The sequence below is a fragment of the Pseudomonas sp. JS425 genome, assembly GCF_018223845.1.
In the GTDB taxonomy this organism is placed as follows: domain Bacteria; phylum Pseudomonadota; class Gammaproteobacteria; order Pseudomonadales; family Pseudomonadaceae; genus Aquipseudomonas; species Aquipseudomonas asiatica.
The window spans coordinates 256,775-282,722 of sequence record NZ_CP073661.1; the positions used below are offsets into that span (position 1 = coordinate 256,775).

At 63.6% G+C, this 25,948-nt stretch carries 19 protein-coding genes, 1 tRNA gene and 1 pseudogene; 11 read left to right on the forward strand and 10 right to left on the reverse strand.

Annotation, left to right across the window (positions count from 1 at the left end):
* Nucleotides 1-6: 6 nt before the first annotated feature.
* From KDB76_RS01155 to KDB76_RS01200, 10 genes are all read right to left on the reverse strand, one after another.
* Nucleotides 7-741, reverse strand: coding sequence for a hypothetical protein (locus tag KDB76_RS01155; RefSeq protein ID WP_013970406.1), 735 nt, complete (start codon nucleotides 739-741; stop codon nucleotides 7-9).
* Between the two features lie 25 nt (nucleotides 742-766).
* Nucleotides 767-2,317 (reverse strand): SUMF1/EgtB/PvdO family nonheme iron enzyme, encoded by a 1,551-nt coding sequence (locus tag KDB76_RS01160; RefSeq protein ID WP_013970407.1) that lies wholly within the window; start codon nucleotides 2,315-2,317, stop codon nucleotides 767-769.
* Complete coding sequence (locus KDB76_RS01165) at nucleotides 2,307-3,530, reverse strand: FtsX-like permease family protein (protein WP_013970408.1); 1,224 nt, start codon at nucleotides 3,528-3,530, stop codon at nucleotides 2,307-2,309. The genes KDB76_RS01160 and KDB76_RS01165 overlap by 11 nt, the downstream gene beginning before the upstream one ends.
* The gene (locus tag KDB76_RS01170; RefSeq protein WP_013970409.1) at nucleotides 3,514-4,212 is read right to left on the reverse strand and encodes an ABC transporter ATP-binding protein; all 699 of its coding nucleotides are present in this window, start codon (nucleotides 4,210-4,212) and stop codon (nucleotides 3,514-3,516) included. Before KDB76_RS01170 ends, KDB76_RS01165 begins: the two co-directional genes overlap by 17 nt.
* 6 nt (nucleotides 4,213-4,218) lie before the next feature.
* Entirely contained in the window at nucleotides 4,219-6,168 is a 1,950-nt protein-coding gene (locus KDB76_RS01175; protein WP_013970410.1) for a vWA domain-containing protein, read from the reverse strand.
* Entirely contained in the window at nucleotides 6,165-7,205 is a 1,041-nt protein-coding gene (locus KDB76_RS01180; RefSeq protein WP_013970411.1) for a hypothetical protein, read from the reverse strand. The genes KDB76_RS01175 and KDB76_RS01180 overlap by 4 nt, the downstream gene beginning before the upstream one ends.
* A 5-nt stretch (nucleotides 7,206-7,210) precedes the next feature.
* Nucleotides 7,211-9,919, reverse strand: coding sequence for a virulence factor SrfC family protein (locus KDB76_RS01185; RefSeq protein ID WP_038408534.1), 2,709 nt, complete (start codon nucleotides 9,917-9,919; stop codon nucleotides 7,211-7,213).
* Nucleotides 9,916-12,993, reverse strand: coding sequence for a virulence factor SrfB (locus KDB76_RS01190; protein WP_024087981.1), 3,078 nt, complete (start codon nucleotides 12,991-12,993; stop codon nucleotides 9,916-9,918). Before KDB76_RS01190 ends, KDB76_RS01185 begins: the two co-directional genes overlap by 4 nt.
* Nucleotides 12,994-13,013: 20 nt before the next feature.
* The gene (locus tag KDB76_RS01195; RefSeq protein ID WP_024087982.1) at nucleotides 13,014-14,489 is read right to left on the reverse strand and encodes an SrfA family protein; all 1,476 of its coding nucleotides are present in this window, start codon (nucleotides 14,487-14,489) and stop codon (nucleotides 13,014-13,016) included.
* 172 nt (nucleotides 14,490-14,661) lie between these two features.
* Nucleotides 14,662-14,738 (reverse strand) — tRNA-Arg (locus KDB76_RS01200).
* A gap of 380 nt (nucleotides 14,739-15,118) precedes the next feature.
* Here KDB76_RS01200 and KDB76_RS01205 point away from each other — a divergent pair.
* From KDB76_RS01205 to gabT, 11 genes and pseudogenes are all read left to right on the forward strand, one after another.
* Nucleotides 15,119-15,868, forward strand: coding sequence for a GntR family transcriptional regulator (locus KDB76_RS01205; RefSeq protein WP_013970414.1), 750 nt, complete (start codon nucleotides 15,119-15,121; stop codon nucleotides 15,866-15,868).
* Nucleotides 15,865-17,589: a fumarate reductase/succinate dehydrogenase flavoprotein subunit gene (locus KDB76_RS01210; protein WP_013970415.1), complete on the forward strand. Its 1,725-nt coding sequence runs from the start codon at nucleotides 15,865-15,867 to the stop codon at nucleotides 17,587-17,589. Before KDB76_RS01205 ends, KDB76_RS01210 begins: the two co-directional genes overlap by 4 nt.
* A 143-nt stretch (nucleotides 17,590-17,732) precedes the next feature.
* Complete coding sequence (locus tag KDB76_RS01215; protein WP_008096634.1) at nucleotides 17,733-17,978, forward strand: ferredoxin family protein; 246 nt, start codon at nucleotides 17,733-17,735, stop codon at nucleotides 17,976-17,978.
* Nucleotides 17,979-18,098: 120 nt separating this feature from the next.
* Nucleotides 18,099-19,505 carry an ABC transporter substrate-binding protein gene (locus KDB76_RS01220; protein WP_013970416.1) on the forward strand — a complete coding sequence of 469 codons (1,407 nt, stop codon included), beginning with the start codon at nucleotides 18,099-18,101 and terminating at the stop codon, nucleotides 19,503-19,505.
* A gap of 15 nt (nucleotides 19,506-19,520) precedes the next feature.
* Nucleotides 19,521-20,303, forward strand: a complete 783-nt coding sequence (locus KDB76_RS01225; RefSeq protein WP_013970417.1) for an ABC transporter permease — start codon at nucleotides 19,521-19,523, stop codon at nucleotides 20,301-20,303.
* A complete protein-coding gene (locus KDB76_RS01230) occupies nucleotides 20,303-21,154 on the forward strand; it encodes an ABC transporter ATP-binding protein (protein WP_024087984.1) in 852 nt (283 codons plus the stop codon). The genes KDB76_RS01225 and KDB76_RS01230 overlap by 1 nt, the downstream gene beginning before the upstream one ends.
* Nucleotides 21,151-22,116 (forward strand): HEAT repeat domain-containing protein, encoded by a 966-nt coding sequence (locus KDB76_RS01235; RefSeq protein WP_013970419.1) that lies wholly within the window; start codon nucleotides 21,151-21,153, stop codon nucleotides 22,114-22,116. The genes KDB76_RS01230 and KDB76_RS01235 overlap by 4 nt, the downstream gene beginning before the upstream one ends.
* Nucleotides 22,116-22,391: a gamma-butyrobetaine hydroxylase-like domain-containing protein gene (locus KDB76_RS01240; protein WP_024087985.1), complete on the forward strand. Its 276-nt coding sequence runs from the start codon at nucleotides 22,116-22,118 to the stop codon at nucleotides 22,389-22,391. Before KDB76_RS01235 ends, KDB76_RS01240 begins: the two co-directional genes overlap by 1 nt.
* A gap of 104 nt (nucleotides 22,392-22,495) precedes the next feature.
* A pseudogene (locus KDB76_RS30125) lies at nucleotides 22,496-22,694 on the forward strand (aryl sulfotransferase); the annotation flags it as partial.
* A 339-nt stretch (nucleotides 22,695-23,033) separates the two neighbouring features.
* Complete coding sequence (gene gabD, locus KDB76_RS01250) at nucleotides 23,034-24,476, forward strand: NADP-dependent succinate-semialdehyde dehydrogenase (protein ID WP_024087986.1); 1,443 nt, start codon at nucleotides 23,034-23,036, stop codon at nucleotides 24,474-24,476.
* A gap of 183 nt (nucleotides 24,477-24,659) precedes the next feature.
* Nucleotides 24,660-25,937: a 4-aminobutyrate--2-oxoglutarate transaminase gene (gene gabT / locus KDB76_RS01255; protein WP_013970423.1), complete on the forward strand. Its 1,278-nt coding sequence runs from the start codon at nucleotides 24,660-24,662 to the stop codon at nucleotides 25,935-25,937.
* Nucleotides 25,938-25,948: the final 11 nt, after the last annotated feature.

The following is a 25,948-nucleotide window of genomic DNA, read 5'->3' on the forward strand; positions in this document are numbered from 1 at the left end:
TCTCCCTCAGCCCAAGGTGATAGCCGAACGCTGGTTGTAGAGGCCGTCGACCTCTTGCTGCAGCGACGCGACCTTGGTGTTCATCTTGGCGATTTCGGCTTCCACCTTCTGCACCTCGGCTGGGCTGGCGCCGCCGTCTCGTTCGAGCTTGGCCACCTGCTGGTACTCGGTAACGCGGGTTTTCATGTTGTTCAGGTCTTTGCGCATCAAGCTGATGTTCTGGTCGATGTTGGCGATGTCCTGCTGGGCCTTGGCCATGTCTATGGTCTTGGCCTTGATGCTGTTCTGGATGCTGGCAATCTGTTCTTTGTCGTCATTGATGACGCGTTGCAGGGTGTTGGTACGCTCCGCCACCTTGGCGGTTTCACCCTGTACTTCGGTGGTCATCGCGTTCAGGCGTTCAGTGGTATCGGCATACTTGGCCCGACGCTGGTCCAGGTAGTAGTTGGCGCCCATTGCCACGCCGCATGCCGCGACACCGGCGATGATCGAGCAAGCCGCCTTGTTACCCGAGTTGGACAGCATGCAGGCAAGGATACCGCCGCCAGCGGCAAGGGCGCAGGCCTGGAAGCCCGAAGTGCTGAAGAACTTCGCATCATTGCCAGTAGTCAGGCGCGGGTCGGCGGTGCCGCCGCCACCGGTCAGCGAACTGCCGGTGCTGGCGCATCCGGTGAAGGCCAGGCACGCGGCCATCAGCAAGCTGAGCCAAGGGTTGATACGGCTGGATGGGGTGGTGTTCATGTTGCAGCTCCTGGATGTCCTTGAGTCAGTGTGCGACGGTCTTGCACTTGTTCAGCCAAGCGGTGGCGTCAATTTTCTGGGTCTTCAGGAACGACACCTGGTTGGCCCAGTGGGTTTGCAGGTACGGCGACAGTTCCTTGAGGTTCTTGTTGGCCTTGAACGAGCCGTCCAGCACCGGGACCTGGGCTTCGATCAAGTCTTTGCCGTACAGCGAGCCGGACTCCACAAGGGAGCTGGCGTAGTAACGGCTGAGTTTGTGCAAGCGTTGCTCTTGCTCTTCGAGCTTGACCTTGCGCACGCCACAGGTCGGGTCCTCTTCGCCGGCCTTGCAGTTGCTGGCGTAATTTTTCTGCAGGAAGTCCAGGTACTGGCCATCGTCGAGCATCTTGGTACACAGGAAGGCACCCAGGTTGAGACTGGCGCGGATTGCCTGGTCGCGGGCTTCCTGCTGTTGCTGGTTGCTGGCGCGCAATTGGTTTTCGACCGTTTTCAGCTGGGTCTTGAGGGCTTCGTCTTCGACGTTGGAGGCAAGCTCTTCCAGCGCCTTGACGGTGCCTTTCTGTTTGCTCTCGGTGGCCGGTTGATCGCTACCCAGGTTGCTCCAGCTTTTCTCGATGCTCTTTACCCGGTCCCGCGAAGTCAGGGTGGGTGAAACCATGGCCAGGCGCAGGCCGTTGGTTTTCTTGGCCACGGCGCCTTCGGCGTTGTAATACGGCTCTTCCTGGCGCAGCGAGGTGCGCAGGTCGCCCTCACTGGTCAGGTAGTTGCCACCACGCACCACGTAGCCGCCAGCCTGGCCATGCTGGCGGTCGAGCTTGTTCAGGCGGAACGGCTCGAACATCATCTCGCTGGCATTGCCGAGCATGTCGTGCAGGCCCAGCGGGTTCGGCTTGAGCAGGCCGCTCAGCTGCAACTGGCCGTTGGCGGACTGGGCACCGGCGAACCATTCGTAGGCATTCAGGCCTTCGGGCATGGGGTAGCGGCCATCGCGGAATTCGGCTGTGCTGACTTGCAAGCCACCGCGCGCGGCGAACTCCCATTCCACCTCGGTCGGCAAGCGCAGGAACCCCTGGGCGCCATCTTCGCGGGGCAGCTTGTCTGGCGCATTGGCGCGCAACCAGCGGTTGTACTTGTCGGCGGCCTGCAGGGCATCCAGCCAGGAAACCGACACAATCGGCAGGCGTTGCTTGTTGGCGGCGGTCGGGCAGGTCTCGTCCATCAACGCCTTGTATTGCAACTGGCTCATCTCGTACTTGGCCAGCAGGTAATAGCGCGACTTCTCGCCTTTGGCGCTGGTGAAGCTACCGGCAATGAAGGCGGGTCGGGTCTGCTCGACATAGCCCCATTCGGCGCTGTCCTGGCCGATGTTGATCGGGTAGTCGTCCAGCGGCCCGGCCACCGGGATCATCACCTTGCGAAACACCATGGCTCCGTCGCAGGGCATGGGCAGCACCACGTCGTCGGCATCAGGCATCGGGTTGTAGTACTTCTCGTCCCAGCTTGCCGCTGCTGCCTGTAGGGCGAAGCCGAGACCGAGTGGCGCCAGAAGCAGGCGGCTATAGGCTTTAGAGTTCACGCAGGCTCTCCGCAGGTTGTATCCGTATGGCACGCAAGGCGCCGATCAGGGCGACCAGGCCGGCGACCAGGAAGGCCAGCAGCAGGGCGACCAGGCCATGCCAGACGGTGATGTGACAGATGAAGGCGCCGGTTGCCTGGCTGCTGACCAGTAGCCGGTCGAACAGCAGGCTGCCCAGGTAGTAGCTGCCAAGCCCGCCCAGGTAGCCTGCCAGGCTCAGCACCAGCGCTTGCAGTACCACGTAGGCGGACACTGCGGCACTGCTGAAGCCCAGCAGGCGCAGCACTGCCAGGTGGCGGCGCTTGCGGTCGATGTTGGCCAGGAAGGCGCCGACCAGCGAGGCGATGCAGCCAATCAGTGCGGCCCCGGCAATAACGCCGAAAATAAGCCCCAGCACGTGGTTGATCGCTTTGACGTTGTCGATCTCTGCCAAGCGGCTGGTGGTCTCGATACGCTGTTCATTGAGCCAGTGCTCCAGCGGCGCCACGCTGTCGATGTCTCGCGCATAGACCCGCGCCCGGGCGTAACCGACTTTCAAGGCGTCCAGGGCCTGGCCGCTGCTGGCCCCCAGGCTGGTGACCAGGTAGCCATCGCGGTAGTGCTCCAGCTCCATCAGCAGCTCGGGGCTGACGAAAGCAGCCGGCCGGGCGAAGCGCACCGAACCGACGATGGCGCGTACCTGCAGGGCACGCTCGCCACGCTCGTTGACCTCGTTCAGGCGCCGGGCGACGCGCAAGCGCAGGGTGTCCCCAACCTTGGCGTCAAGGCGCTCGGCGGCCCGTTCGCTGAGGATCAGCTGGTTGGGCGCCAGCTCGCTCAGGTCTGTCGCCAGCAACGGGTCGCCGGCTCGGGTAGGAATGACTTCGACATTGTCGGCAAAGCGGCCATGTGCCCCGAGCAGGTCGGCCTGGGTGTTCAGGGAGCGGGTCTGGCCAATGGCGAAGCCTACCTCCGGGCGTGCCTGCAGGCGCTGCAACCAAGCCTGGTCGTAGTGCCCACTGCTGAGCATCTTGACTTCGAGGTTGCGCGGGTCGCTGAGCAGTTCCTGCTGCAACTGGCTGACCACTCCGTGCTTGAGGCCGAACAGCAGCAGCAGGGGCGCGATGACGGCCACCAGCGAGGCCGCCATGCACAGGGAAACGTTGCGGTCGTGCCACAGGTCGGCCAGGGACAACCTGACCAGTAGCAGCAGGCGTTTATGCCACGGGTTCAAAGCGTGTTTCCCCTTGACCGTTGATGGCGCCCAGCCGTGGCAGGCCGAAGCGTTCGACCAGCGCCCAGTCGTGTGACACGACCAAGGCACTCAGCCCCAGCTCGGCCACCAGATTCAGCAGCAGCTCGAACAGCCGCTCGGCGTTGTGTGGGTCCAGTGCGGCGGTTGGCTCGTCGGCCAACAGCACCTTTGGCTCGTGGGCGATGGCGCGCACGCAGGCCACCCGCTGGCGCTCGCCAATGGACAGCGCCTGGGGCAGCTTGCTCAGCAGCGGTGCCAGGCGCAGTGCTTCGACGGCCTTGTCCACCGCTGCGCTGGCAGGTGCCAGGCCGAGCAGGCGGCGCGGCAGCAGAATGTTGTCACGCACACTGAGGAAGGGCAGCAGCCCACCGTTCTGCAGCACGAAGCCAAGTTCGCGTGAGCGCAATGCCGCCAGCGCCGGCTGCTGGTCGGTGGCCAGCAGGCTGGCCACATCCTGGCGTTGCGGGCCAAGCCGGTAATGCGTCAGTTGTTCAGGCTTGAGCAGCAGGCCGATGGCTTCCAGCAGGGTGCTCTTGCCGCAGCCGCTTTCGCCGGTAATGGCGCGAATCTCGCCGGCCTGCAGGCACAGCGCGTCCAGCCGTATCCGGTGAGCCTGCGATCCTTCGCCTCGAACAACCCGTAATCCCTTGATCTCGAGCATGTGGGGTCAGGGCATCATTTCCAGTGGTACCGGGTAGACGTTGTCACGGCTGTCACTGCCCGGAGCCAGAGCGACCCAGCGGTCGACGTCAGCGTTGTAGCGCTGGTAATGGCGAAGCTTGGTGCTCAGGCTTCGGATGAATTTCTCCTGGGCCAGGCCGTCCCAGCCTTTCCAGGTTTCTTCGTCGAGGTTCAGCACTTCGCTCTGGTAGGGCAGGTCTTGCAGGTATTCGCCCAGTACGCCCAGGTCAGCCACACGGGTGCTCGAGCCCTGCTTCAGCTGGTTCGGGTCGGCGCCCATGGTCGCTGCAACCGAGCGCAGGCGGGTGAACATTTCGTCAGGCGAAATCATGCCTTCGTTGGCCGCATCGAGGATCTGCTTGAGCACATCGCTCAGGTCGCTGAGCTGGGCCTTGGTCAGCAAGACGCGCACATCGGTGGTCGGCACATTCTGCTTGATCAGGTCGCGGTCGCTGATCCAGGCCTGGAACACCGGCGGCACCTGGCTGCCGGTGGCCTTGCCAAGGTAGGCCAGCTGCATGGCGTGGCCAATCAGCGCGGCATCTTCGAGCATTTTCTTCTCGGCGGGGTCGGCCTTGGCGTTGGTGGCGCTGCCAATGGCGGCCTCGCCCATGTAGGCGGCTCGCACTTGCTGGGTGATGGCCGCAGCCAGCCCGTCGACCTTGCGCCCAAAGGCTTGCACATCACCGGCATTGACCGGGTAGTACAGCGAGGTATTGGTACCCGGGTAGTTCGACAGCGTGCGGTACTGTGCCTCGGCGCTACTGTGGTTCTTCGCCCCGCTCGGGGTTTTCAGGTGCAGGGTATACAGCGCAACGCCCGGGTTGCTGGCTTCGATCCTGACCTGCTCGGCGCCAAGGCCGGTGCTGGACAGCTTGTCACCCCCGTCGATGGCTCCGGCATCGGTGATCAGCACCACATAGCGTGCGCCGAACTGGCTCCAGTCGATCTGGTCCACGGCCGACATCACGCCGGCGTAGGCATCTTCGTTGAACTCACTGCTGGAGACCTTGGCCTGCTTGAGGTCGGCAACCTTGGCCATGAAGTCGGCACCGTCCTTCACCGTGTTGGGGTCGGCGTACATCTTGCTGACGTACTCCAGGCCCGGTACGGCCTTGGTGCTGGAACGGTAGGCCACCAGGCCGAACTTGACCTGTTTGCCGAGGTTTTCCTTTTCGATCTGCGCATACACGCGCTTGATCGCCTCACGGGTGCGGTCGATGTACGGGTCCATCGAGATGGTCGAGTCGATGACGAACACCACCGCGGCACTGAACGCCTTCAACTGCTGGTTGGCAGCGGCCTGGCTGGGTGCAGGCGAAGCCGCTGCGGCGCTATCGGCCTTGCTGACCGAAGCCACGTTGAGGATGCGGGTACGGAAGCCTTCTTCCGTCATCACTTCTTCGCCGCTGAGCACTGGCAGCAGGTAAAAGTTCTTTTGCAGGTCGACGAAGTACTCGGGCTCTTCGGCCAGTACCCCTGGCGCCTCGGTGCCATGCTTGAGCTTGGCGCGTAGCGGCGCCACATGGCTGACCGGGTCGGGGGCATTGAGGATGCCTTCGAGCTGGTTACGTTCCTTGAAGAACATCAGCCGGTCGCGGTTGGCCGGGTTGGTGAAGGCCAGGGTCAGTTGCATTTTCCATTCGACGGTGCAGTCCGCAGGCAGCCAGCCGATGCTCTTGCCCTGGGTGTCGGGCCCCACCCGCAGCCACTCGCGGGCGTCGGCCTGGGCACGTTCATACACATAGAAGCGGCTGAAAGTCGGCTGCGCGGCACCAGGGGCGGCACCGGCGCTATCGCTGAGCTTGCAGCCAGGGGTGGTCAGCACGCGTTGGAACAGGGTTTTCTTGCCATCCTGCAGCAGGGGCTTCTCGGCTGCCTGCAGGGCAGGGCTGAGCGACAAGGCCAGCAATGCGGCGCCAATACGCAGCTTCATGGCTTGAGCTCCTCATAGCGCTGCTTGGCTTCGGCGTTGTTCTCATCGAAGCTGAGGATGGTCTCGTACCAGGAGGCTGCCGTGGCGCTTTCCGGGGCCTTGAAGCAGTTGCTTGGCTGGTGGTACTTGGGATCGTATTCGTGGGCGTAGGCCGTGGCGATCTGGATGTCACCGGCATTGGCACGGTTGGCATACAGGCGCTGGGCCACGTCGCACTGGTCGTTGGCCTTGGCCAGGTTGATCACCTCAAGCAGCGCGGCGCTGTCTGGCTTGCTCTGGATGCAAGACTGCAGGAATGCCAGCGATGTCTGGCCTTTCATGCTTTCCAGCGAGCATGGTTTGGCCGTTTCGGTTTGGGCGACGGGCTGGTCTTCAGGCGGTACGGGTGCAGGTGCTTCGGCGGCGTTGCGATTGAACCACCACCAGCCGCCCCCGGCGGCAAGCGCCAGCAGGATCAGGATCAACAGGGGCAGCAGCCACTTGTTGCCTTGTTTGGCCGCCACCGTCGGCGGCGCAGCGACTGGCGCTGGCTGAGGGGCTGGCGCGGGCTCGGGCTCGGGGTCTGCAGCCACTGCAGGAGCAGGCTCCGGCGTGCTCGCCGCCGGTGGCTCGATAACCACCGACGCGCTCGGCAACGGTGCCGGTGGCGGCGACTTCTCCAGCGCCGGCCCCGACTCGACGGAGGCCACGATGGCATTGTTGATGCGCACCATGCCCAGGTCGCTGTGCCCGGTCTGCGGGTTGCTGACCTCGATGCGGAACGTAGCGGTGCCGCTGGCCTGCAACAACGGGTTGATCAGGTTGGGGCCGATCCGCGTCTCGATGGCTGGCGCGCCTGCAACGGCAATCAGGTTATCCAGGCGGAACCAGTGGGCGACGTTGCCCCAGTGCCCGCCTTCATGCAGGAACTCATGGGACTGGCTGCTTTGCAGGGAGCATTGCAGCCCTTCGCTGGCGCCCTCCCAGCCGGTGATCCGCAGCAGGCCCTGGCCCGGCGTGTTCACTTCCAGTGGCAGCACATCAACTCTGATACCCATTGCAATCAACTCGCTTGAAAGGTGTTCAGCAGCACCGCCAACTGGCGTCGCTGCTCGGTGGTGATTTCCGGGTCGGCGCCGCTCTTGGCGTTTTCCTGGGTCAGCCAGGCCAGGCCCGACAGCCAGTCGACCAGGAAGCGTTGTTCATGGTGCGGCGGTTGTTCCGGCAGTACCGGCAGCTCGCCCTGGGGCACGCTCTGGTAGAAGTTGAACACTGGCTCGCGCGAACCCAGCAGGCTGTTCGGGCGTTCATCGGCGGGCTTCTCCAGCAAGCCGAACCAGGAAAGGAAGTCGCGCATGGCCAACTGCACCGTCAGCACCTGGCGCTGGACCATTTGGTCGCGGCGCATGCCGTTGAGCACCCGGCGCATGACGGCGGTGTCCAGTTGCTCGATGAACAGCGGGCGGCGTACCGCGCTGACCAGCTCTTCGACCAGGGCCTCGACCACTTCACGGCTGATGCGCAGGCTGCTCAGGCGCATGGGTTGCGTGCCCAGGTCGCGCATGTGCTTGATCCACGCCTTCAACGCCGCGCGGACAAAGCGCTGCTCAGAGGTGAGGCGCTTGGCCAGCGGCTTGGCAGCCGGTGCTGGTGCGGCGGCAGGAGTGTTGGCGAACAGGTTGCCAAAGCTGATGGCCGGGGCCTTGTTGGCCGGGGCTTTGGCGGCTTGTTCCGGCTCTTCAGCGGCGTCGCCGTCAATGCCATCGATGTCGTACACGCCGCCCAGGTAAAGATCGCGCAGCTGTTCGACAGGCACTTGCAAGGCATGGATCAGTTCGCTGATCGCATCCGGGTCGGCACCCAGGTTGTCGAGCAGGTACTGGGTCTTTTCCCGCTTCTTGTTCAGCAGCTGTTCGAAGTCTTCCTCGCGCCAGGTATTCAGGCCGTGCTCCAGCAGGTCGGTGCGGCACTGTTCCAGTTGCTCTTCGATACGGGTGAGCTTGAAGTCGATGTTGCTGATGCCCTGGAAGCTGCCACTGAAGCGGCTGATACCACCGTCATTGAGTTCGAGCATCGCGGCCCAGGCGTCGGCCGGGTCCTTGATATGACGCAGCACCGACGGGCTTTGCGCAAAGCACTGTTGCAACTGCACAAGGCGCGGTGCATGGCGTTCGTTCAGGCAGATTTCTTCGCCGTTGCCGGTGTCGCGTTCGATGAACGCGGTATCCAGGCGTGGCTTGCGCACCAGGTAGGTGTTATTGAACGGTACGCCGGACCAGTCTTTCATCCACTCCTGGCTGCCAAAACGCTCGATCATGGTCAGCTTCATCATGTTCTCGCAGCCTTCGGGCAGTTGACCCTCGCTCAGGCTGAGGGTGTTGCCGATGAAGCCATCGAGCATGGTCAGCGCCCAGATCAGGCCGGGGGTGCGCTGGCTGCGCTCCTTGGGCGTGGCGCCTTGGGTCTTGTGGATCCAGCGGGTCAGCACCGGCCCGACGCTGACCACTTCGCTTTGCTTGAACGAACTGGTGCACAACACCAGGCCGTTCATCTGCTGGGCGTCGGTATAGCGCTCGAACAGATAGGCGACCTTGCCACGCAGGATCAGGCTGGCGGCCGGGTTGACCTCCTCGACCACGTCGGGGCTTGCTGCATCTTCGATACGCAGCAGCTTCTGGCGAGTGCGGTAACCGGGGAAGTCGAGCAGGTCGACTTCCTCTACTACCGGGTCCTTGGGGCTGTTGGTCAGGCGGAAGGTCATTTCGGCAGTCAGTGCCGCCAGTTGCGCGACCGACAGTGAAACGCTGCCCTGGACCTTGTCACCGTGCAGCGGCAGGACGTTCACTGGCAGGTCGCGGCCAGTGCCCAGGCGGCCGAGAATATCGACGTTCATGATGCTGTTGGCCTGGGTGTAGGCGCCGTTCTCTTCCTTCACCAGTACGCTCAAGGGGGCGTAGACGGTGTCGGGGAACCCCAGCTTCTGCAAGCCGCCGACCAGCAGTTCATAGATTTCGGTGAGGGCGTCCTGTTCACCCCACAGTACCGAAAACAGTTTGGCGCGCTGACGCGGGTTCAGGCGTGGCGCCAGCTTGATCACCCGTGGCCAGTAAAGCTCGTTGAGCTTGCGCACCGACTTTTCGTAGTTGCCTTTCAGGTAGTCCCACAAGGCAACCACGTCATCCCCGTTGACGCCCGGTTGCAGGCCTTTGTTCTCGCCGCCCTCGAAGCTGGCCAGCAGGGCCTGGATACGTTCGTCGGTATAGGTGTAATCCAGTTTTTCCTGGTCGAAATCCTCGAACCAGGCATTGGACAGGATCTTGGCCACTTCGATTTCGCTGAACAGCTTCAGCTCGACCGGATGGTTGGCATCCGGGCTGGGCTTGGCGCGCCGGCTGAAGCGAGTGACCAGGCCGGTGGCTTCCTTGCCCAGGCCGGTCGGGTTCACATGTTCGATGAAGTCCAGGGTGCGGCCACCGAAATCGGTTTCCAGGCGCCCGCTGCGGTCGGCGGCCAATGCCGAGATCAGGTACGACTTGCCCGCCTGGGACAGGCCGAAGAAGCCGATCACCATGGGCGTGGAGGCGGCACGCTGCAGGTCCTTGGCACGGTTGCGGGCCTGGCGCAGGCGCAGGTTGAGGCCATCGGCCTCGGCCTCGACACTGGCGGCATTGCCACGCACCTGCTCGATCCAGTCCAGGGCCTCGCCGGCGCCTTTGTGAATGGCGCCCCAGGCACCCATCAACTGCTGTTGCTTTGGCGTAAGGTCGCTCATTTTCCTTTGACGTTCCCGCTGTCGAGCCAATAGTCGCTGTCACTCAAGCTCATGGTCGGCATGGTGTTGAGTGAGAGTTCAAGATCCCGGTCGAAATCGAAGTCGGCATCCAGGATGTTCGATTCCAGCTTCTGGATGACCAGCTTGTCGCTGATCAGCCCCTGGTCACGTTCTTCCTGGTCGAACTGCTCGATTTCCAGGCGAATGCGCAGCACAGGAGCCTCGCCGTTCTTGCCCACCGCGCGGGAAAACGCTGCGCTGCCCGAGGGGGTGAAGCGCAGGGTGTACAGCGGTGAGGCCGACCAGCGCTCGGCGGCCAGTTGGCGGTAACCCAGGTGCATGTCGCCGCGCATTTCCAGCCAGGGCGTACCGCGCTCCTCACCCTCGCCGACGATCGGCAACTCGATCAGCCCCTTGTCGGACTTGAGGTCGTGGTAGAGCACGTCGGCGTGCTTGATGGTGCCGGCATTGTCGATCTGGCCGAAGTGTTTGATGACCGAATACGGCTTGAGCGCGGCAGTGCGGAAGTAGAAGTTCGGCACGCTGTGCTTGGAGCACAGCAGGCAGATCATCGCACCCACCGAGGCGGTGCTTTTCGGGTCGTCGATCAGGCCATTGCGGTGGAACGGGTACCACCCGCCAGTGCGGTAGTTCTGCATCGGCAGGATGCGCCCTGGCGGCAGCGGCAGGCGCTGGCGAATGAAGGCCTGGATGCCGGGCAGACGCGACGGGCGGCCAGTCAGCAGGAGCATGTCGCAGGGGTAGTTGAATACCACTTCGCACAGTTCGCCGAGCACCTTGGTGATGTTGATCTGGCCACCCATGAAGGCAGCGTGGACCTGCTCGAGGTCGAAGACAATGGGCGTCTGCAGCAGGTCCAGGGCACCGTCGCGGCCGACTTCGCGGCGCACGGCGGCGTTGACGAACGCCAGTACGCTGTCATTGACCCTGGCCTCGCCCAGTACCTGCTGCCAGGTCTGCTCCACGGCAGCCTGCGGTTGCGCCGGGTCGAATTGCTCATAGGCCTTGAGCAGGGCCAGGCCCAGCGGCACGAACACTTGCAGGTTCAATTGCTGGCGCAGCAGGCGCTCCTGGGCCGTGGCATCGCCATTGCCGCACAGGCGCGACATCAGCGCATCGGGTGCCGGAACGCCGGCAGTGCGCAGTGCATTGGCGAAGGACGGCAGGATGAACTCCTGGATCACATCCAGCAGGATGTCATCACCGGCAATCTTGAAGCCATCACGGAAGCGCTGGGTCGGCACGATATGCACGTTGGCGCCGGCACCACCACCTGCGCCACGGTCCAGGCGGTAATCGGTGATCACCAGGTCGGTGGTGCCACCGCCAATGTCGATGGTCGCCAGGCTGATCTGTTCGTGTTCCTGTTTGTCCGGGCGCGCCAGGGCGACGAAGAATTCTTCCGGGTGGCCGGCAAAGTTTTCGTTGACCTCGTTGTACAGGTAAACCAGCTGGCCGCAGCTGGCTTCGTCCCACTCCACACGCACGCTGGGGAACGGGGTACGGGTCTTGACGTCCTTGCCCTTGAACGGGTTGCTCTCGTCCTGGTGCCAGCCCAGGCTTTTCCAGACCAGGCCGATGGCTTCGTACAGGCGGTTGCTGAGCAGGCTGCGTTCGGCCTGGGGCATGCCAGGCGGCACGGTCAGGGTAATGCTGTTGAGCTGGCGCGGCACCCGCGCATGGCCCTGGCGCGAACGCTGGGCCGGGCTGTTGATCTGGCTCAGCGCCTGGGTCACCACTTCGGCCAGCATGAAAGTCATCAGGCTGCTGCGCGAATAGCGTGGGTTGAACACCGGCATGTCGAAGGGTTTGAGGTACAGCGGCTGGCCACGGTCGTTGATCAGGTTGGCAAATGGCGCGGCGACGGCCATGGGCTCCTTGTCGGTCTTGACGTAGGCGGTGTTGAAGCGCCAGCCATGGCCGTAGGCCTTTTCGTCCCACAGGTAGCGTTTGGGGCTGGAGAGGCCGGTCGAGCCTTCGGTGCCGCGGTTGCGGCTGGCCAGGCGGCTGGCTTCGCCGCCGACCCGGGCAATGGTCGGCCACTGGAAGGCATTGTGCCGGCCGCTCTTGATCGACAGGTGGTCTTTGCCGAAGGCCGCATGGGTGAATTCGACCCGGCTCTCGAAGGCTTGGTTGTAGACCTTTTCCGGCTCGCTCAGGTCGCGCAGCGCCAGCACGTAGTTGTGGCGCATGCCCGAACCCGCCTGGCCATGGTCCTCGATGAGGATGCCGCAGGTGCGCGAGTTGCCTACGTCCAGCACCAGGTCCACCGGGATCGGTTTGACGATGCCATTGGCCTCGTTGGCGATCACCTTGATTTCCGGGATCTCGACCTTTGGTTTTTCGCCGCTCTGCTCGGCCGGCACCGGGCGGCGCAACAGGCTCAGCAGGTTCAGGTAGTGGCCAAGGTGGCGGTTACCCTGCAGGTCACGTTCCAGGCGTTCGCGCGTCCACTCTGCGCGGGCCTCTGTGTACACCTCGGTCAGCCAGTCGCGGATCCAGGTGTGGGTCAGGAACCAGCCATATTCGCGGGCACTGCAGGCCAGCTTGAACGCCACGCCCGCGCGCACGTCGTCTTCGTTGGGTGCCAGGTACGGTGCACCGGCTACCAGCGGCATGGTACGGCTGTCGAAACCGAGGGTAAGGCGGTGGGTGTTGCCGTCGAGGTCAGGCTCGGCGAGCTTGACCAGGCGCATGCGCGCCCAGTTGTTCGGGCCTTCATCAAAGCGATAGGGGGGCGTGAAGCGCAGGAACGGGATGGGCAACCATACCCCGTCCAGCAGCTTCAGGCTGTCTTCCATGGGCAGGCGGAAGTGGCTTTCTTCGCTGGTGTCGAACTCCACCTGTACCACTTTGTCCGGCTCGGGCTCGTAGAAGTCCTTGTATTCCTTGGACCACAGCAGGCGTGTAGGCACCATGCCGTTGTTGAGCTGGACGAATTTGCCGGTCTGCTCGCCATCCGGGCCGAGACGCAGGGCGAAATCCATGAATTGAATTCCGGTATCGCTGACCAGCGTGACCGTTTCTTCGAACTGGGTGATTTCGGGCAACATCTTCTGCGTTTCTCGTGTGATTAGCCGGCTTTGTTCATCAGCATCGGGAAGCCTTGGGCACCGTAGTTGCCGGTGCAGTCAGCCGCGCCGTTGGCGTTGGGTATGCAATCCACCTGCGGCAGCTCGTAGCTGCTGCCGTCGGCGCAGGCAGCCTGGCCTGCACTGTTGATCGACAACTGTCCGCCCTGCATGGCGGCGGTAACGGGTGCCTGGCATTGCACGCCGTCGGAGCGGCTGACGGTGGCCTGGCCCTTGCCGTCCTGGAAGTCGTATTTCAGGCGTAGCGGTTTGCCTGTACCTACCTCCTGGATGCCAGCGCCGGCCCAGTTGCCGTTGAGGAAATCGGCAGTGCCGTCCGCCGCATCTGGCGGGATGCTCAACGGGTTTGGCGCGGCTGGTGCTGTTGTGGTTGGCGGTTGCTCGTCGGCCAACTGTGGTGGCGCTGGCGGGGTGTTGTCGCCGGAGGAGGCGGGGGCCTGAGTGCCAGCCGTTTCCTCTGCTGCTGGCTGCTCGTCCGGAACTGGCGTCGCTTCTGGTGTACCTTCTGCTTGGTTGCCGGCCTGTGGCGGTTCATCGCCCGCATCGGTCTGGCCGGTAGGCGCGGGAACCGGAGCAACCACTGCCCCCGGGGTGCCGGAGGTCGGCACCTGGACATTGCCGTTCGGTGCGCCAACAACGGACGGCGAACCGCTTGCCAGGGTAGCGATGTCGTTGGCCTGGGTAGCGCTATTACGGTCCAGATCCGGCATGCCTGGACCGGAAAGATCGACCCCCGGGATGCAGCCACGCAGCCCGAACAGCAGCAGGGGCAGGAGTGCCAAAAGCAACAGCAAAGGCAGCAGCCAGCGCCAATTGCGCCACCACGGCAAGCGTGCGACCGCAGCCGCTGGTGCTAGAGCTGGTGCTGGCGGGGCCATGGGGGCAGCAGCAGGTGCCAACGGCGCAGCCACGGGCTCGGCGATGGGCGTGGTGCGTGGATAAAGGCAGTGCAGGGGCTGCCGGCTGCGCTCGGCACCGGCATGGATGAAGCCCCAGAAGGTCAGTACCGGGCGGCCATCGACCAGGTAGACGAAGTTCTCGTCGGGGAAGGGCACCACGCAGGTCAGCAGCTTGCCGAACACCGCGTTGTCGCCCTGGGCGGCTTTCTTGCTGGTGGCCGTAGGCTGGCCATTGGCATCCAGGCCCAACAAGGTGTTGCTCAGGGCGTTGATCTTGCTCTGCAACACTTCAAGCTGCACCCGTGCCGGCGCACGCTCTTCCTCGGTGGCGCTGCTCCAGGGGATCACATCGCCGGGGCGGTCGCTGTACCAGTCGATGGTGCTGCCCTGTTCATCGCTCTGGGGGATGGCCAGGTGCTCGATCAGCTCTGGGTGCTCCGGGTACTTGCGGCGAATCGCTTCGCGGATCTGCAAAGCAGCGCGATAGACGGGCTGGCCAGTCTCGCCCAATGCTGTGAAGTGCTCACTTCTACCGCTGCGTAGTAATACTCCGCGCATCCTTGAGACCTACCTAGTCTATTAGCCGAATCCGTTCGGTATCCATTATTCAATACCGAAAAACTGAGCAACACTAATGGCAAAGTGCTTTTTTCGTCAATTCATCTTGATGGCTTTTTGACGTCAAGGAGAAACGAAAAAGCCCCGGGAGATCTCCCAGGGCTTTTTGATATGGCGCACTCGGCGGGATTCGAACCCACGACCCCTGCCTTCGGAGGGCAGTACTCTATCCAGCTGAGCTACGAGTGCAACGCGCACGCATGATACCCATCTGCGCCGGTCGCGTCCATCGCCTTGATCTATGGCCTTTTTTCCTTCGTGGCCTGTGCCGGCCCCTTCGCGGCTAAAGCCGCTCCCACCTCGACCGCATAGCCTCAAGCCCTGTGCAGTACCTGTGGGAGCCGGCTTGCCGGCGATGAGGCCAGTCCAGGCAATACAAGACAGTGGCTCCCACAGGTTTGAGGCCTGTGCGTTCGAGGTGGGAGCGGCTTTAGCCGCGAAAGGGCCGGCACAGGCCAATGCAAATCCATCTATCCATATTCGATATCAGTATTTCCTTGCCGGTTCTTATACCCGCTAGTCTCTGGTCACAGCTTGTTATAACAAGTCATCGATCAGCGAAGAGACCCATGGCCGAACTGCTCCCCCTGTCCCCGGTACCGCTCTACACCCAGCTCAAGGAATTGCTGCGCGAGCGCATCCTCGACGGCACTTATCCGCCGCATAGCCGCATGCCCTCGGAAAGCGAACTGGGCAAGGCCTTCGACGTCAGCCGCATCACCGTGCGCCAGGCGCTGGGCGACCTGCAGAAGGAAGGCTTGATTTTCAAGATTCACGGCAAGGGCACCTTCGTCGCCAAGCCCAAGGCGTTCCAGAACGTCAGCACCCTGCAGGGCCTGGGCGAGTCGATGACGCAGATGGGCTACGAAGTGCTCAACCGCCTGCGCAGCTTTCGCCATGTGCCGGCCAACGCGTTGGTGGCAGCGCGGCTACAGGTCGAGGAGGGTAGCCTGGTCACCGAGATCCGCCGGGTGCGGCTGATCAACCGCGAGCCGGTATCGCTGGAGCTGACCTGGCTGCCCAAGGCCGTCGGCGAAAAACTGGAAAAGGCCGACCTGGTCACCCGCGACATTTTCCTGCTGCTGGAAAACGACTGCGGCATCGCCCTTGGCCACGCCGACCTGGCCATCGATGCGGTGCTGGCCGACAGCGACCTGACCCAGGCGTTAGGGGTGGAGGAGGGCGCGCCGATCATGCGCATCGAGCGCCTGACCCACGCCGCCGACGGTACGCCGCTGGACTTCGAACACCTGTACTACCGCGGCGATGCTTTCCAGTACCGCCTGCGCATCGACCGCCAGAAGGGGAGCAAGGCATGAGCATCCACACCCAGGACTACGACATCATCGTCATCGGTGGCGGCACCGCCGGGCCGATGGCGGCGATCAAGGCCAAGGAGCAGGACAAAAGCCTGCGCGTGCTGCTGCTGGACAAGGCCAACGTCAAGCGCAGCGGTGCCATCAGCATGGGCATGGACGGCCTGAACAACGCCATCATTCCCGGCCATGCCACGCCGGAGCAGTACACCAAGGAAATCACAGTGGCCAATGACGGCATCGTCAACCAGGCCACCGTGCATGCCTACGCCACCCACAGTTTCGAGACCATCGAGCAGCTCGACCGCTGGGGCGTGAAGTTCGAGAAAGACGAGACTGGCGACTATGCGGTGAAGCAGGTTCACCACATGGGGGCCTACGTGCTGCCCATGCCCGAAGGCCACGACATCAAGAAGGTGCTGTATCGCCAGCTCAAGCGTGCCCGGGTCGAGATCAGCAACCGCATGGTCTGCACCCGTGTGCTGCTCGATGGCGAAGGCGCCGCTGCCGGTGTACTGGGCTTCGATTGCCGCAGCGGCGAGTTTCGCGTGGTACGGGCCAAGGCGGTGATCCTCGCCTGCGGTGCTGCCGGGCGCCTGGGCCTGCCGTCGTCGGGCTATTTGATGGGCACCTACGAGAACCCGACCAACGCCGGTGATGGCTACGCCATGGCCTACCATGCAGGCGCCGAACTGGCCAACCTCGAGTGCTTCCAGATCAACCCGCTGATCAAGGACTACAACGGCCCGGCCTGCGCCTACGTCACCGGCCCACTGGGCGGCTACACCGCCAACAGCAAGGGCGAGCGCTTCATCGAGTGCGACTACTGGAGCGGGCAGATGATGTGGGAGTTCCACCAGGAACTCGAAGGCGGTAATGGCCCGGTGTTCCTCAAGCTCGATCACCTGGCCGAAGAGACCATCCAGAACATCGAAGAGATCCTGCACAGCAACGAACGCCCCAGCCGTGGCCAGTTCCACGCCGGGCGTGGCACCGATTATCGCCAGCACATGGTCGAGATGCACATCTCCGAAATCGGCTTCTGTTCCGGGCATTCGGCCTCGGGCGTGTGGGTCAATGAAAAGGCCGAGACCAGCGTCAAGGGTTTATATGCCGCCGGTGACATGGCCGCGGTGCCGCACAACTACATGCTCGGCGCCTTCACCTACGGCTGGTTTGCCGGGGTGAACGCTGCTCGGTACGTGGCCGGGCGCGAACTCGCCGAGGTCGATGCCGCGCAGGTAGAGCGCGAGCGCGCGCGGGTGTTTGCGCCGCTGCAGCGTGAGCATGGCCTGCCGCCAGCCCAGGTCGAGTACAAGCTCAGGCGCATGGTCAACGATTACCTGCAGCCGCCGAAGGTGACCAAGAAGATGGAAATCGGCCTGGCACGCTTTGCCGAGATCGAACGTGACCTGGAGCAGATGAAAGCCGGCAACCCGCATGAACTGATGCGTGCGATGGAAGTGTCGGTGATCCGCGATTGCGCCGAGATGGCTGCACGGGCCTCGCTGTTCCGCGAGGAAAGCCGTTGGGGGCTGTACCACCATCGGGTGGACTTCCCTGAGCGCAACGATGGCGAATGGTTTTGCCACTGCCACCTGAAAAAGGGCGAGCACGGCGAGATGACCAGTTTCAAGAAGGCCGTGGAGCCTTACCTGATCCCGCTGGATGCCGAAGAGCAGGCCGCTTACGACCGCTTGAGAGTGAAAGCCGATGCCGCCTAGGCGACGCTGTGCCCTGTGGGAGCGGGTTTACCCGCGAAAGCGTCGGTGCGTTGACCACCGCATTCGCGGGTAAACCCGCTCCCACAGCGAATGCAGAAACTTCCAGAAACGGGTGCCCATGAAGGCCCCAAGGACTCCGTGAAATGGCCTACCAGCCGCAAGAAATCTTCTTCCGCAGCAGCGCCCCGGTCACCATCGACGAAGACAAGTGCATCGCCGAAAAAGGCTGCACCGTATGCGTCGAGGTCTGCCCCATGGACCTGCTGGCGATCAACCCGGCCACGCAGAAGGCCTATATGGCCTTCGATGAATGCTGGTACTGCATGCCCTGCGAGAAGGACTGCCCCACCGGTGCGGTGAAAGTCGACATTCCGTACCTGCTGCGCTGAAGCACCCCAGCCATCCGGCGAACCACCGGACGCCCTCCTGCAATGCCCCTCGTTTCCCACCACCCAAGCCCGGTGGCGGAGACGACTCCATAAATCAAAACGATTCGAGGGGAAATACCCATGCGCCTTGTTGCAACCGTGGCCGGCCTAGCGCTGGCGCTCACTGGCCTGAATGCCAGCGCCGAAACCATCCGCATCGCCATCGGCACCCAGGACACCACCATCAACTGCGCCACCGGTGGCCTGCTGATACGTGAACTGGGCCTGCTGGACAAGTACCTGCCGCATGACGGCAAATACAAAGATGCCAAGTACCAGGTCGAGTGGAAAAACTTCACCAGCGGCGCGCCGCTGACCAACGAAATGGTCGCCGGCAAACTCGACTTCGGCGCCATGGCCGACTTCCCAGGGTCGTTCAACGGCGTCGCGCACCTGGATGCCGGCAAGCGCAGCCTGTTCATCAGCGTGCTGTCGGGCAGTGTGCATGGCAGCGGCAACGGCATCGTCGTACCGGCGGCGTCCAGCGTGCAGTCGCTTGGCGAGCTCAAGGGCAAGACCATTTCCGTGCCGTTCGCCTCCACCGCCCACGGCATGTTGCTGCGCGCCGTCGCAGCCCAGGGCTGGGACCCGCAGAAGGATGTGCGGATCATTGCCCAGGCACCGGAGATCGCCGGCTCCGCCCTGCGCAGCAACCGCATCGAAGCGCATGCCGACTTCGTGCCGTTTGCCGAGCTGTTCCCCAACCGCGGCTTCGCCCGCAAGATTTACGACGGCGCCCAGGCCAACGCGCCGACCTTCCATGGCGCCCTGGTCGATGCCGACTATGCGAAGAAGTACCCGGAAGTGGTCACCGCCTACCTGCGTGCCAGCCTGGAAGCCGACCGCCTGATCGCCGCCGAGCCGGAGAAGTACAGCGAGTTGATCGAAAAGGTCACCGGCATTGAAGCGGAGGTCAATTACCTGTTCCACGGCCCGCTCGGCCTGCAGACCCGCGACCTGACCTGGAAGCCTGAATACCGCCAGGCAGTCGCTACGTCCATCGATACGCTCAAGCTGCTGAAAAAGACCGACCGTGGCCTCGACACCGACAAGTTCATCGACGACCAGTACATCCGTGCGGCCTTCAAGCAGGCTGGCCTGGACTACGACAAGGCGCTGAAAGATTACGAGCCGCTGCCACTCAAGGCCAATGACGCGCTGACCGGCAAACCGATCACCGACTTCAGCCGCCTGGCGCAGATCTGGGTGCGCGGTGAAGACAAGGTCCGCCACTACGCTTCGCCGGAGGCCGCCCTCGGCGCCCTGGCCCAGTTGGAGCAGGAGGGCAAGGACATCCGCGCGATCTACGCCCAGGCCGCCGACAGCGGCATCAAGTTGTTGGCCAACCAGGCCTGGTTCGTGCGCAACACCAAGGGCGAACTGGCGGCGTTCCTGCTCAAGGACCAGGCCGAGCAATATGCCCAGGCCCATGGCGGTGAAGCGCTGGACTTCGTCAGCGCCAACCAGAAGCTGGTCGCCCAGCGCTGACCGGGAGGTACCGACATGACCTGCAACCTCACGCGTTGGCCGGTGCGCCTGGCTTCGCTGCTGGGCTGCCTGCTGTTCTGGCAGTTGGCGGCAAGCGTCAAGCTGGACCTCGGTCTGCTGACGTTCACCTATGTCCCCACGCCGAAGGCAGTGCTGGAAGCAGCCTGGCAGTTGCTGACCTCCAACACCCTGCTGGCGCACCTGGGCAGCAGCCTGTCGCGGGTGTTTGCCGGTTATGCCACCGCGGCGTTGCTGGGTGTGGCCCTGGGGGTACTGATCGGCCGCTGGAAATGGGCCGAAGACACCCTGCTGCCGCCGCTCGAAGTGCTGCGGCCGATCCCGGCGGTGGCATGGATCCCGCTGGCGATCCTGATGTTCCCATCGTCGGAGCTGTCGATGGTGTTCATCACCTTCACCGGCGCGTTGTTCCCCATCCTGCTCAACACCGTGCACGGCGTCGAGGCCGTCGACCCTCGGCTGGTGGCGTCGGCGCGCAGCCTCGGTGCCGGGCGCTGGGCGATCCTGGGCGAAGTGGTGCTGCCTGGCGCACTGCCAAGCATCATTACCGGCCTGGCCATCGGCATGGGTACCTCATGGTTCTGCCTGGTCACCGCCGAGATGATTTCCGGGCAGTTCGGTATCGGCTACTACACCTGGGAGTCGTACACCTTGCAAAACTACCCGGACATCATCGTCGGCATGCTGCTGATCGGCGTGCTGGGCATGGGCAGCAGCGCCCTGGTCAAGCGCCTCGGGGAGCTGGCCACGCCTTGGTACCGCACGCGGAGGGCCAGCTGATGAACAGCTATCAACAGCTGCCAGGGCGTATCGAAGGCCGTGACCTGTCGATACGCCTGGGGCACGGCAGCGAAGCGTTCGAGGCGGTACAGCGAGTGGACTTCGCCGTAGAGCCCGGCGAGTTCGTCTGCATCCTCGGCCCCTCCGGTTGTGGCAAGTCGACGTTGCTCGGCGCCCTGGCCGGGCATCTGCTGCCCAGCAGCGGCCAGTTGAGCATGGACGGCCAGGCTGTTGCCGGGCCGTCACCGCAGCGTGGCATGGTGTTCCAGCACCACACCTTGCTGCCCTGGCGTAGCGTGCTCGACAACGTGGCTTTCGGCCTGAAGATGCAAGGCCTGGGCCGCGTCGAACGTCGCCAGCAGGCTCACGATATGCTGCAACTGGTGGGCCTGGCCGACTTTGCCGGGCGCTGGCCCAGCCAGCTGTCCGGAGGCATGCAGCAACGGGCCGAGATCGCTCGGGTGCTGATCAACCGGCCGCGGCTATTGCTGATGGACGAACCCTTCGGTGCCCTCGATGCGCAAACTCGTTCACGCATGCAGGAGCTGTTGCTGGACATCTGGGCAGGCATCCGTACCACCGTGGTGTTCGTCACCCACGATATCGACGAGGCGCTGTTCCTCGCCGACCGTATCCTGGTGATGAGCCCGCGCCCCGGCCGCTTTATCGAGGACCTGCGCCTGGGCTTTCCGCGCCCACGCCGCGCCAGCCTGCTGACCAGCCCTGAGTTCACCCACTTGAAGCGCCATTGCCTGGCCTTGCTACGCCATGAAGAAGGCCGCGAACTTCCGCGCCTGACACCACTTGGCCTGCCAGCCAGCGACCACCCGCCGCTACGGATTGCCCTATGACTGAACGACACATCGACAACCCCGACATTCTCGAACTGCTGCCACGTCTCGAAGCGGCCGACGCAGGCGTGCGGCGCATCGCCTTGATCGAACTGGCCGACCTGGAAGATCCGCTAGCCTTGCCATGGCTGACCGATGCCCTGCTGGTCGATGGTGCCGATGAGGTGCGCGCCGAGGCCGCACGCTTGCTGGAGGCCTGGGAAGAGCCGGAAGTGGTACAGGCGCTGTGTGCGGCGTTGGCCGACAGCGCCGAAACGGTGCGTCTTGCCGCCGCGCAGAGCCTCAGCGAGCTGAAGAGCCAAGAGGCCGGGCAGTTGATCCTGCCGTGGGTCGGCCATGCCGATGCCTTCGTCCGTGCCAGTGCGTTGCGTGCCCTGCGCGAGCTGCGCCTTGAGGATGCCGCCAGGCCGGCGCTGCTGGCACTGCAGGACCAGGACTCCGCTGTACGGCGCGAAGCCGTTGCTATCCTGGGCTGGCTCAAGCATGAGCCGGCGTTGCCCGCGCTGGCGAAACTGGCCGAGCATGAGCCCGACACTGAGGTACGTCGCGCGGCAATTGGCGCCCTGGGCCTTGCTCGCCACAGCAGCGTGTTGCCGGCTTTGATTGGTGCATTACATGACCCTGCCTGGCAGGTGCGCGAAGAGGCCGCGACGACCCTGGGCAAGGTTGGTCATGCCCAGGCCGGTCAGGCATTGGTCGACGCGTTGGGCGATGACTTCTGGCAGGTTCGCTTGCGCGCCGCCCGCTCGTTGGGCCGCCTGCGCCATGCCGAGGCACTGGGGGCGCTGGCCGGGTTGCTCAGCCACGGCATCGCCAACCTGCGCAAGGAAGCCGCGCTGGCGCTTGGCGAACTAGGCCTGCCCCGCGCCTTGCCGGTGCTGCAGGCGGCCGAGGCCGACAGTGACCCGGAAGTGCGCAAGGCGGTGCGCATTGCCTTGGCGCAGTTGCGCGGAGCCGTGTGATGAACAGCCCGGACGCGATACATAACCAGCGCGAGGCGAGGCAGTTGATCGTGCAATGGCAGGAGGCCGAGCAGGTCGTCAGCCACGCCCGCCTGCGTGGCGCATGCCCCTGCTCGCAATGCCGGGCGGCGCGGTTGCAGGGGCGGGTTTCGTTGGTAAGGGATGATGTGCGTGTGGAGCGTGTGGTGGCGCAGGGGTATGGGGTGCAGTTGATATTCAGCGATGGCCACGAGCGTGGTATCTACCCCTGGGCCTACCTGCGCGAGCTTGGTTGACAGGTCCGGCCCGTCGCCGGCAAGCCCCACAGGTACTTGGGCCTTGAGCGCGATGCGGTAGAGGTGGGAGCCGGCTTGCCGGCGATGAGGCCAGTGCATGCAGGCAGGAGCGTGGCGACGAGTGGTATAGCCCGGTGACCTCGGTGGTGGCCTACCGGCCAGAGACCGATACCCAGCACCACGGTGCTCAACGGGGTACGGCGCGGGACCCAGGGGGTGCTGGTGGAGCTGAAGGTGCATAGCCGGCAGCCGGGTAGCGTGGGCTACCGGGCGTTGGTGATCGACCCGGCCAAGGCGTTCTGACTCACCCCTTCCGGGAGGGCCGTCGGTCCTCCCATCACATTTCTTTCAGCTCAATCGTCTAACCTGTACTGGCCCTATCGCCGGCAAGCCAGCTCCCACAGGGACCCCACAAATTTCAGCACCTGTGGGGTCCCTGTGGGAGCTGGCTTGCCGGCGATAGGGCCGGCTGCCACAGCACAGATTCATGAAATTTCGGGCAGGCTGTTCAACCATTCGTTCTTTTTTTCGAACAGCCTATTGTCCAACACCCCAGCAGCCGCTTAGCATTCGTTTGAGATTTCAAACGCTCGATGCCCTGCCTTGGGCGCTTTTCAACAATCAACAATTCGGGAAGCCGACATGCAGCTCAAAGACGCTCAGTTGTTCCGCCAGCAAGCCTACATCAATGGTGAGTGGCTGGATGCGGACAATGGCCAGACCATCAAGGTGACCAACCCGGCCACCGGTGAAGTCATCGGTACAGTGCCGAAGATGGGCACCGCGGAAACCCGCCGCGCCATCGAAGCCGCCGACAAGGCCCTGCCGGCCTGGCGTGCACTGACCGCCAAGGAGCGTTCGGCCAAGCTGCGTCGCTGGTTCGAACTGATGATCGAGAACCAGGACGACCTGGCTCGCCTGATGACCACCGAACAAGGCAAGCCACTGGCCGAAGCCAAGGGCGAAATCGCCTATGCTGCCTCGTTCATCGAGTGGTTCGCCGAAGAAGCCAAGCGCGTCTACGGTGACACCATCCCTGGCCATCAGCCAGACAAGCGCCTGATCGTCATCAAGCAGCCAATCGGCGTTACCGCGGCCATCACCCCGTGGAACTTCCCGGCCGCCATGATCACCCGTAAAGCCGGCCCGGCCCTGGCCGCTGGCTGCACCATGGTGCTCAAGCCTGCTTCGCAGACCCCGTACTCCGCCCTGGCCCTGGTCGAGCTGGCCCACCGCGCCGGCATCCCGGCTGGCGTGCTGAGCGTGGTTACCGGCAGCGCTGGCGAAGTCGGCGGCGAGCTGACCGGCAACTCCCTGGTACGCAAGCTGTCCTTCACCGGCTCGACCGAAATCGGTCGCCAGCTGATGGAAGAATGCGCCAAGGACATCAAGAAGGTTTCCCTGGAGCTGGGTGGCAACGCCCCGTTCATCGTGTTCGACGACGCCGACCTGGACAAGGCGGTCGAGGGCGCGATCATCTCCAAGTACCGCAACAACGGCCAGACCTGCGTCTGCGCCAACCGTATCTACGTACAGGACGGCGTCTACGACGCGTTCGCCGAGAAGCTGGCCGCCGCAGTGGCCAAGCTGAAGATCGGTAACGGCCTGGAAGACGGCACCACCACCGGTCCGCTGATCGATGGCAAGGCTGTGGCCAAGGTCCAGGAACACATCGAAGACGCCGTTGGCAAAGGCGCCAAGGTGCTGGCCGGTGGCAAGATCATCGAAGGCAACTTCTTCGAGCCGACCATCCTGGTCGACGTGCCGAAGACCGCAGCTGTCGCCAAGGAAGAGACCTTCGGCCCACTGGCGCCGCTGTTCCGCTTCAAGGACGAAGCCGAAGTCATCGCCATGTCCAACGACACCGAGTTCGGCCTGGCCTCGTACTTCTACGCCCGCGACATGAGCCGTGTGTTCCGTGTTGCCGAAGCCCTGGAATACGGCATGGTGGGTATCAACACCGGCCTGATCTCCAACGAAGTGGCACCTTTCGGCGGCATCAAGGCTTCGGGCCTGGGCCGTGAAGGTTCCAAGTACGGTATCGAGGACTACCTCGAAATCAAATACCTGTGCATCAGCGTCTGATCGCACGGTAACGGCTTTACCTCTGCCAGCGGGGCGCGAGAGCGACGTCTCGCTGGCCTTTTTGACATCGCAGTACCTGGTGGCCAGGGCGTTCACGGCAGTCGATCAACGAATACTGTTCGCGGGCTCACCCAGCCACCCCCGAATAAAAGCGCCACTCCAAACCGGCGCAATGAGGGCATTATGAGCAAGACCAACGAATCCTTGATGCAACGTCGTGTAGCTGCCGTCCCACGTGGCGTTGGCCAGATCCACCCGATCTTCGTCGACACCGCGAAGAACTCGACCGTGATCGACGTTGAAGGCCGCGAACTGATCGACTTCGCCGGCGGCATCGCAGTACTGAACACCGGCCACCTGCACCCGAAAGTGGTTGCGGCCGTGCAAGATCAGCTGACCAAGGTCAGCCACACCTGCTTCCAGGTGCTGGCCTACGAACCCTATGTAGAGCTGTGCGAAAAGATCAACAAGCTGGTACCAGGCGACTTCGACAAGAAGACCCTGCTGGTCACCACCGGCTCCGAAGCCGTTGAAAACGCCGTCAAGATCGCCCGTGCCGCCACTGGCCGTGCTGGCGTCATCGCCTTCACCGGCGGCTACCACGGCCGTACCATGATGACCCTGGGCCTGACCGGCAAGGTCGTACCGTACTCCGCTGGCATGGGCCTGATGCCAGGCGGCATCTTCCGCGCCCTGTTCCCGAGCGAACTGCACGGTATCAGCGTTGACGACGCCATCGCCTCGGTCGAGCGCATCTTCAAGAACGACGCCGAGCCGCGCGATATCGCCGCGATCATCCTCGAGCCGGTACAAGGCGAAGGCGGCTTCCTGCCAGCGCCGAAAGAGCTGATGCAGCGCCTGCGCGCCCTGTGCGACCAGCACGGCATCCTGCTGATCGCCGACGAAGTGCAGACTGGCGCTGGCCGTACCGGCACCTTCTTCGCCATGGAGCAGATGGGCGTTGCGCCTGACCTGACCACCTTCGCCAAGTCCATCGCTGGCGGCTTCCCGCTGGCCGGTGTGTGCGGCAAGGCCGAGTACATGGACGCCATCGCCCCGGGCGGCCTGGGCGGTACCTACGCCGGTTCGCCGATCGCTTGCGCCGCGGCCCTGGCCGTGATCGAAGTGTTCGAAGAAGAAAAACTGCTGGACCGCAGCAAGGCTGTGGGTGAGCGCCTGACCACTGGCCTGCGCGAAATCCAGAAGAAGCACCCGATCATCGGCGACGTCCGTGGTCTGGGCTCGATGATTGCCGTCGAAGTGTTCGAGAAAGGCACTCACACCCCGAACGCTGCTGCTGTTGGCCAGGTTGTGGCCAAGGCACGTGAGAAGGGTCTGATCCTGCTGTCTTGCGGCACCTACGGCAACGTCCTGCGTATCCTGGTTCCGCTGACCGCCGAAGACGCACTGCTGGACAAAGGCCTGGCCATCATCGAAGAGTGCTTCGCCGAACTGGCGTGATCGCTGATTCG

Excerpts from the sequence above, each read along its gene's own strand:
- KDB76_RS01185 (WP_038408534.1), bottom strand. The coding sequence starts at position 9,919 with ATGAGCGACCTTACGCCAAAGCAACAGCAGTTGATGGGTGCCTGGGGC.
- KDB76_RS01170 (WP_013970409.1), bottom strand. The coding sequence starts at position 4,212 with ATGCTCGAGATCAAGGGATTACGGGTTGTTCGAGGCGAAGGATCGCAG.
- KDB76_RS01205 (WP_013970414.1), top strand. The coding sequence starts at position 15,119 with ATGGCCGAACTGCTCCCCCTGTCCCCGGTACCGCTCTACACCCAGCTC.
- KDB76_RS01215 (WP_008096634.1), top strand. The coding sequence starts at position 17,733 with ATGGCCTACCAGCCGCAAGAAATCTTCTTCCGCAGCAGCGCCCCGGTC.
- KDB76_RS01180 (WP_013970411.1), bottom strand. The coding sequence starts at position 7,205 with ATGGGTATCAGAGTTGATGTGCTGCCACTGGAAGTGAACACGCCGGGC.
- gabT (WP_013970423.1), top strand. The coding sequence starts at position 24,660 with ATGAGCAAGACCAACGAATCCTTGATGCAACGTCGTGTAGCTGCCGTC.
- gabD (WP_024087986.1), top strand. The coding sequence starts at position 23,034 with ATGCAGCTCAAAGACGCTCAGTTGTTCCGCCAGCAAGCCTACATCAAT.
- KDB76_RS01175 (WP_013970410.1), bottom strand. The coding sequence starts at position 6,168 with ATGAAGCTGCGTATTGGCGCCGCATTGCTGGCCTTGTCGCTCAGCCCT.
- KDB76_RS01155 (WP_013970406.1), bottom strand. The coding sequence starts at position 741 with ATGAACACCACCCCATCCAGCCGTATCAACCCTTGGCTCAGCTTGCTG.
- KDB76_RS01220 (WP_013970416.1), top strand. The coding sequence starts at position 18,099 with ATGCGCCTTGTTGCAACCGTGGCCGGCCTAGCGCTGGCGCTCACTGGC.
- KDB76_RS01235 (WP_013970419.1), top strand. The coding sequence starts at position 21,151 with ATGACTGAACGACACATCGACAACCCCGACATTCTCGAACTGCTGCCA.
- KDB76_RS01190 (WP_024087981.1), bottom strand. The coding sequence starts at position 12,993 with ATGTTGCCCGAAATCACCCAGTTCGAAGAAACGGTCACGCTGGTCAGC.
- KDB76_RS01240 (WP_024087985.1), top strand. The coding sequence starts at position 22,116 with ATGAACAGCCCGGACGCGATACATAACCAGCGCGAGGCGAGGCAGTTG.
- KDB76_RS01230 (WP_024087984.1), top strand. The coding sequence starts at position 20,303 with ATGAACAGCTATCAACAGCTGCCAGGGCGTATCGAAGGCCGTGACCTG.
- KDB76_RS01195 (WP_024087982.1), bottom strand. The coding sequence starts at position 14,489 with ATGCGCGGAGTATTACTACGCAGCGGTAGAAGTGAGCACTTCACAGCA.
- KDB76_RS01210 (WP_013970415.1), top strand. The coding sequence starts at position 15,865 with ATGAGCATCCACACCCAGGACTACGACATCATCGTCATCGGTGGCGGC.
- KDB76_RS01225 (WP_013970417.1), top strand. The coding sequence starts at position 19,521 with ATGACCTGCAACCTCACGCGTTGGCCGGTGCGCCTGGCTTCGCTGCTG.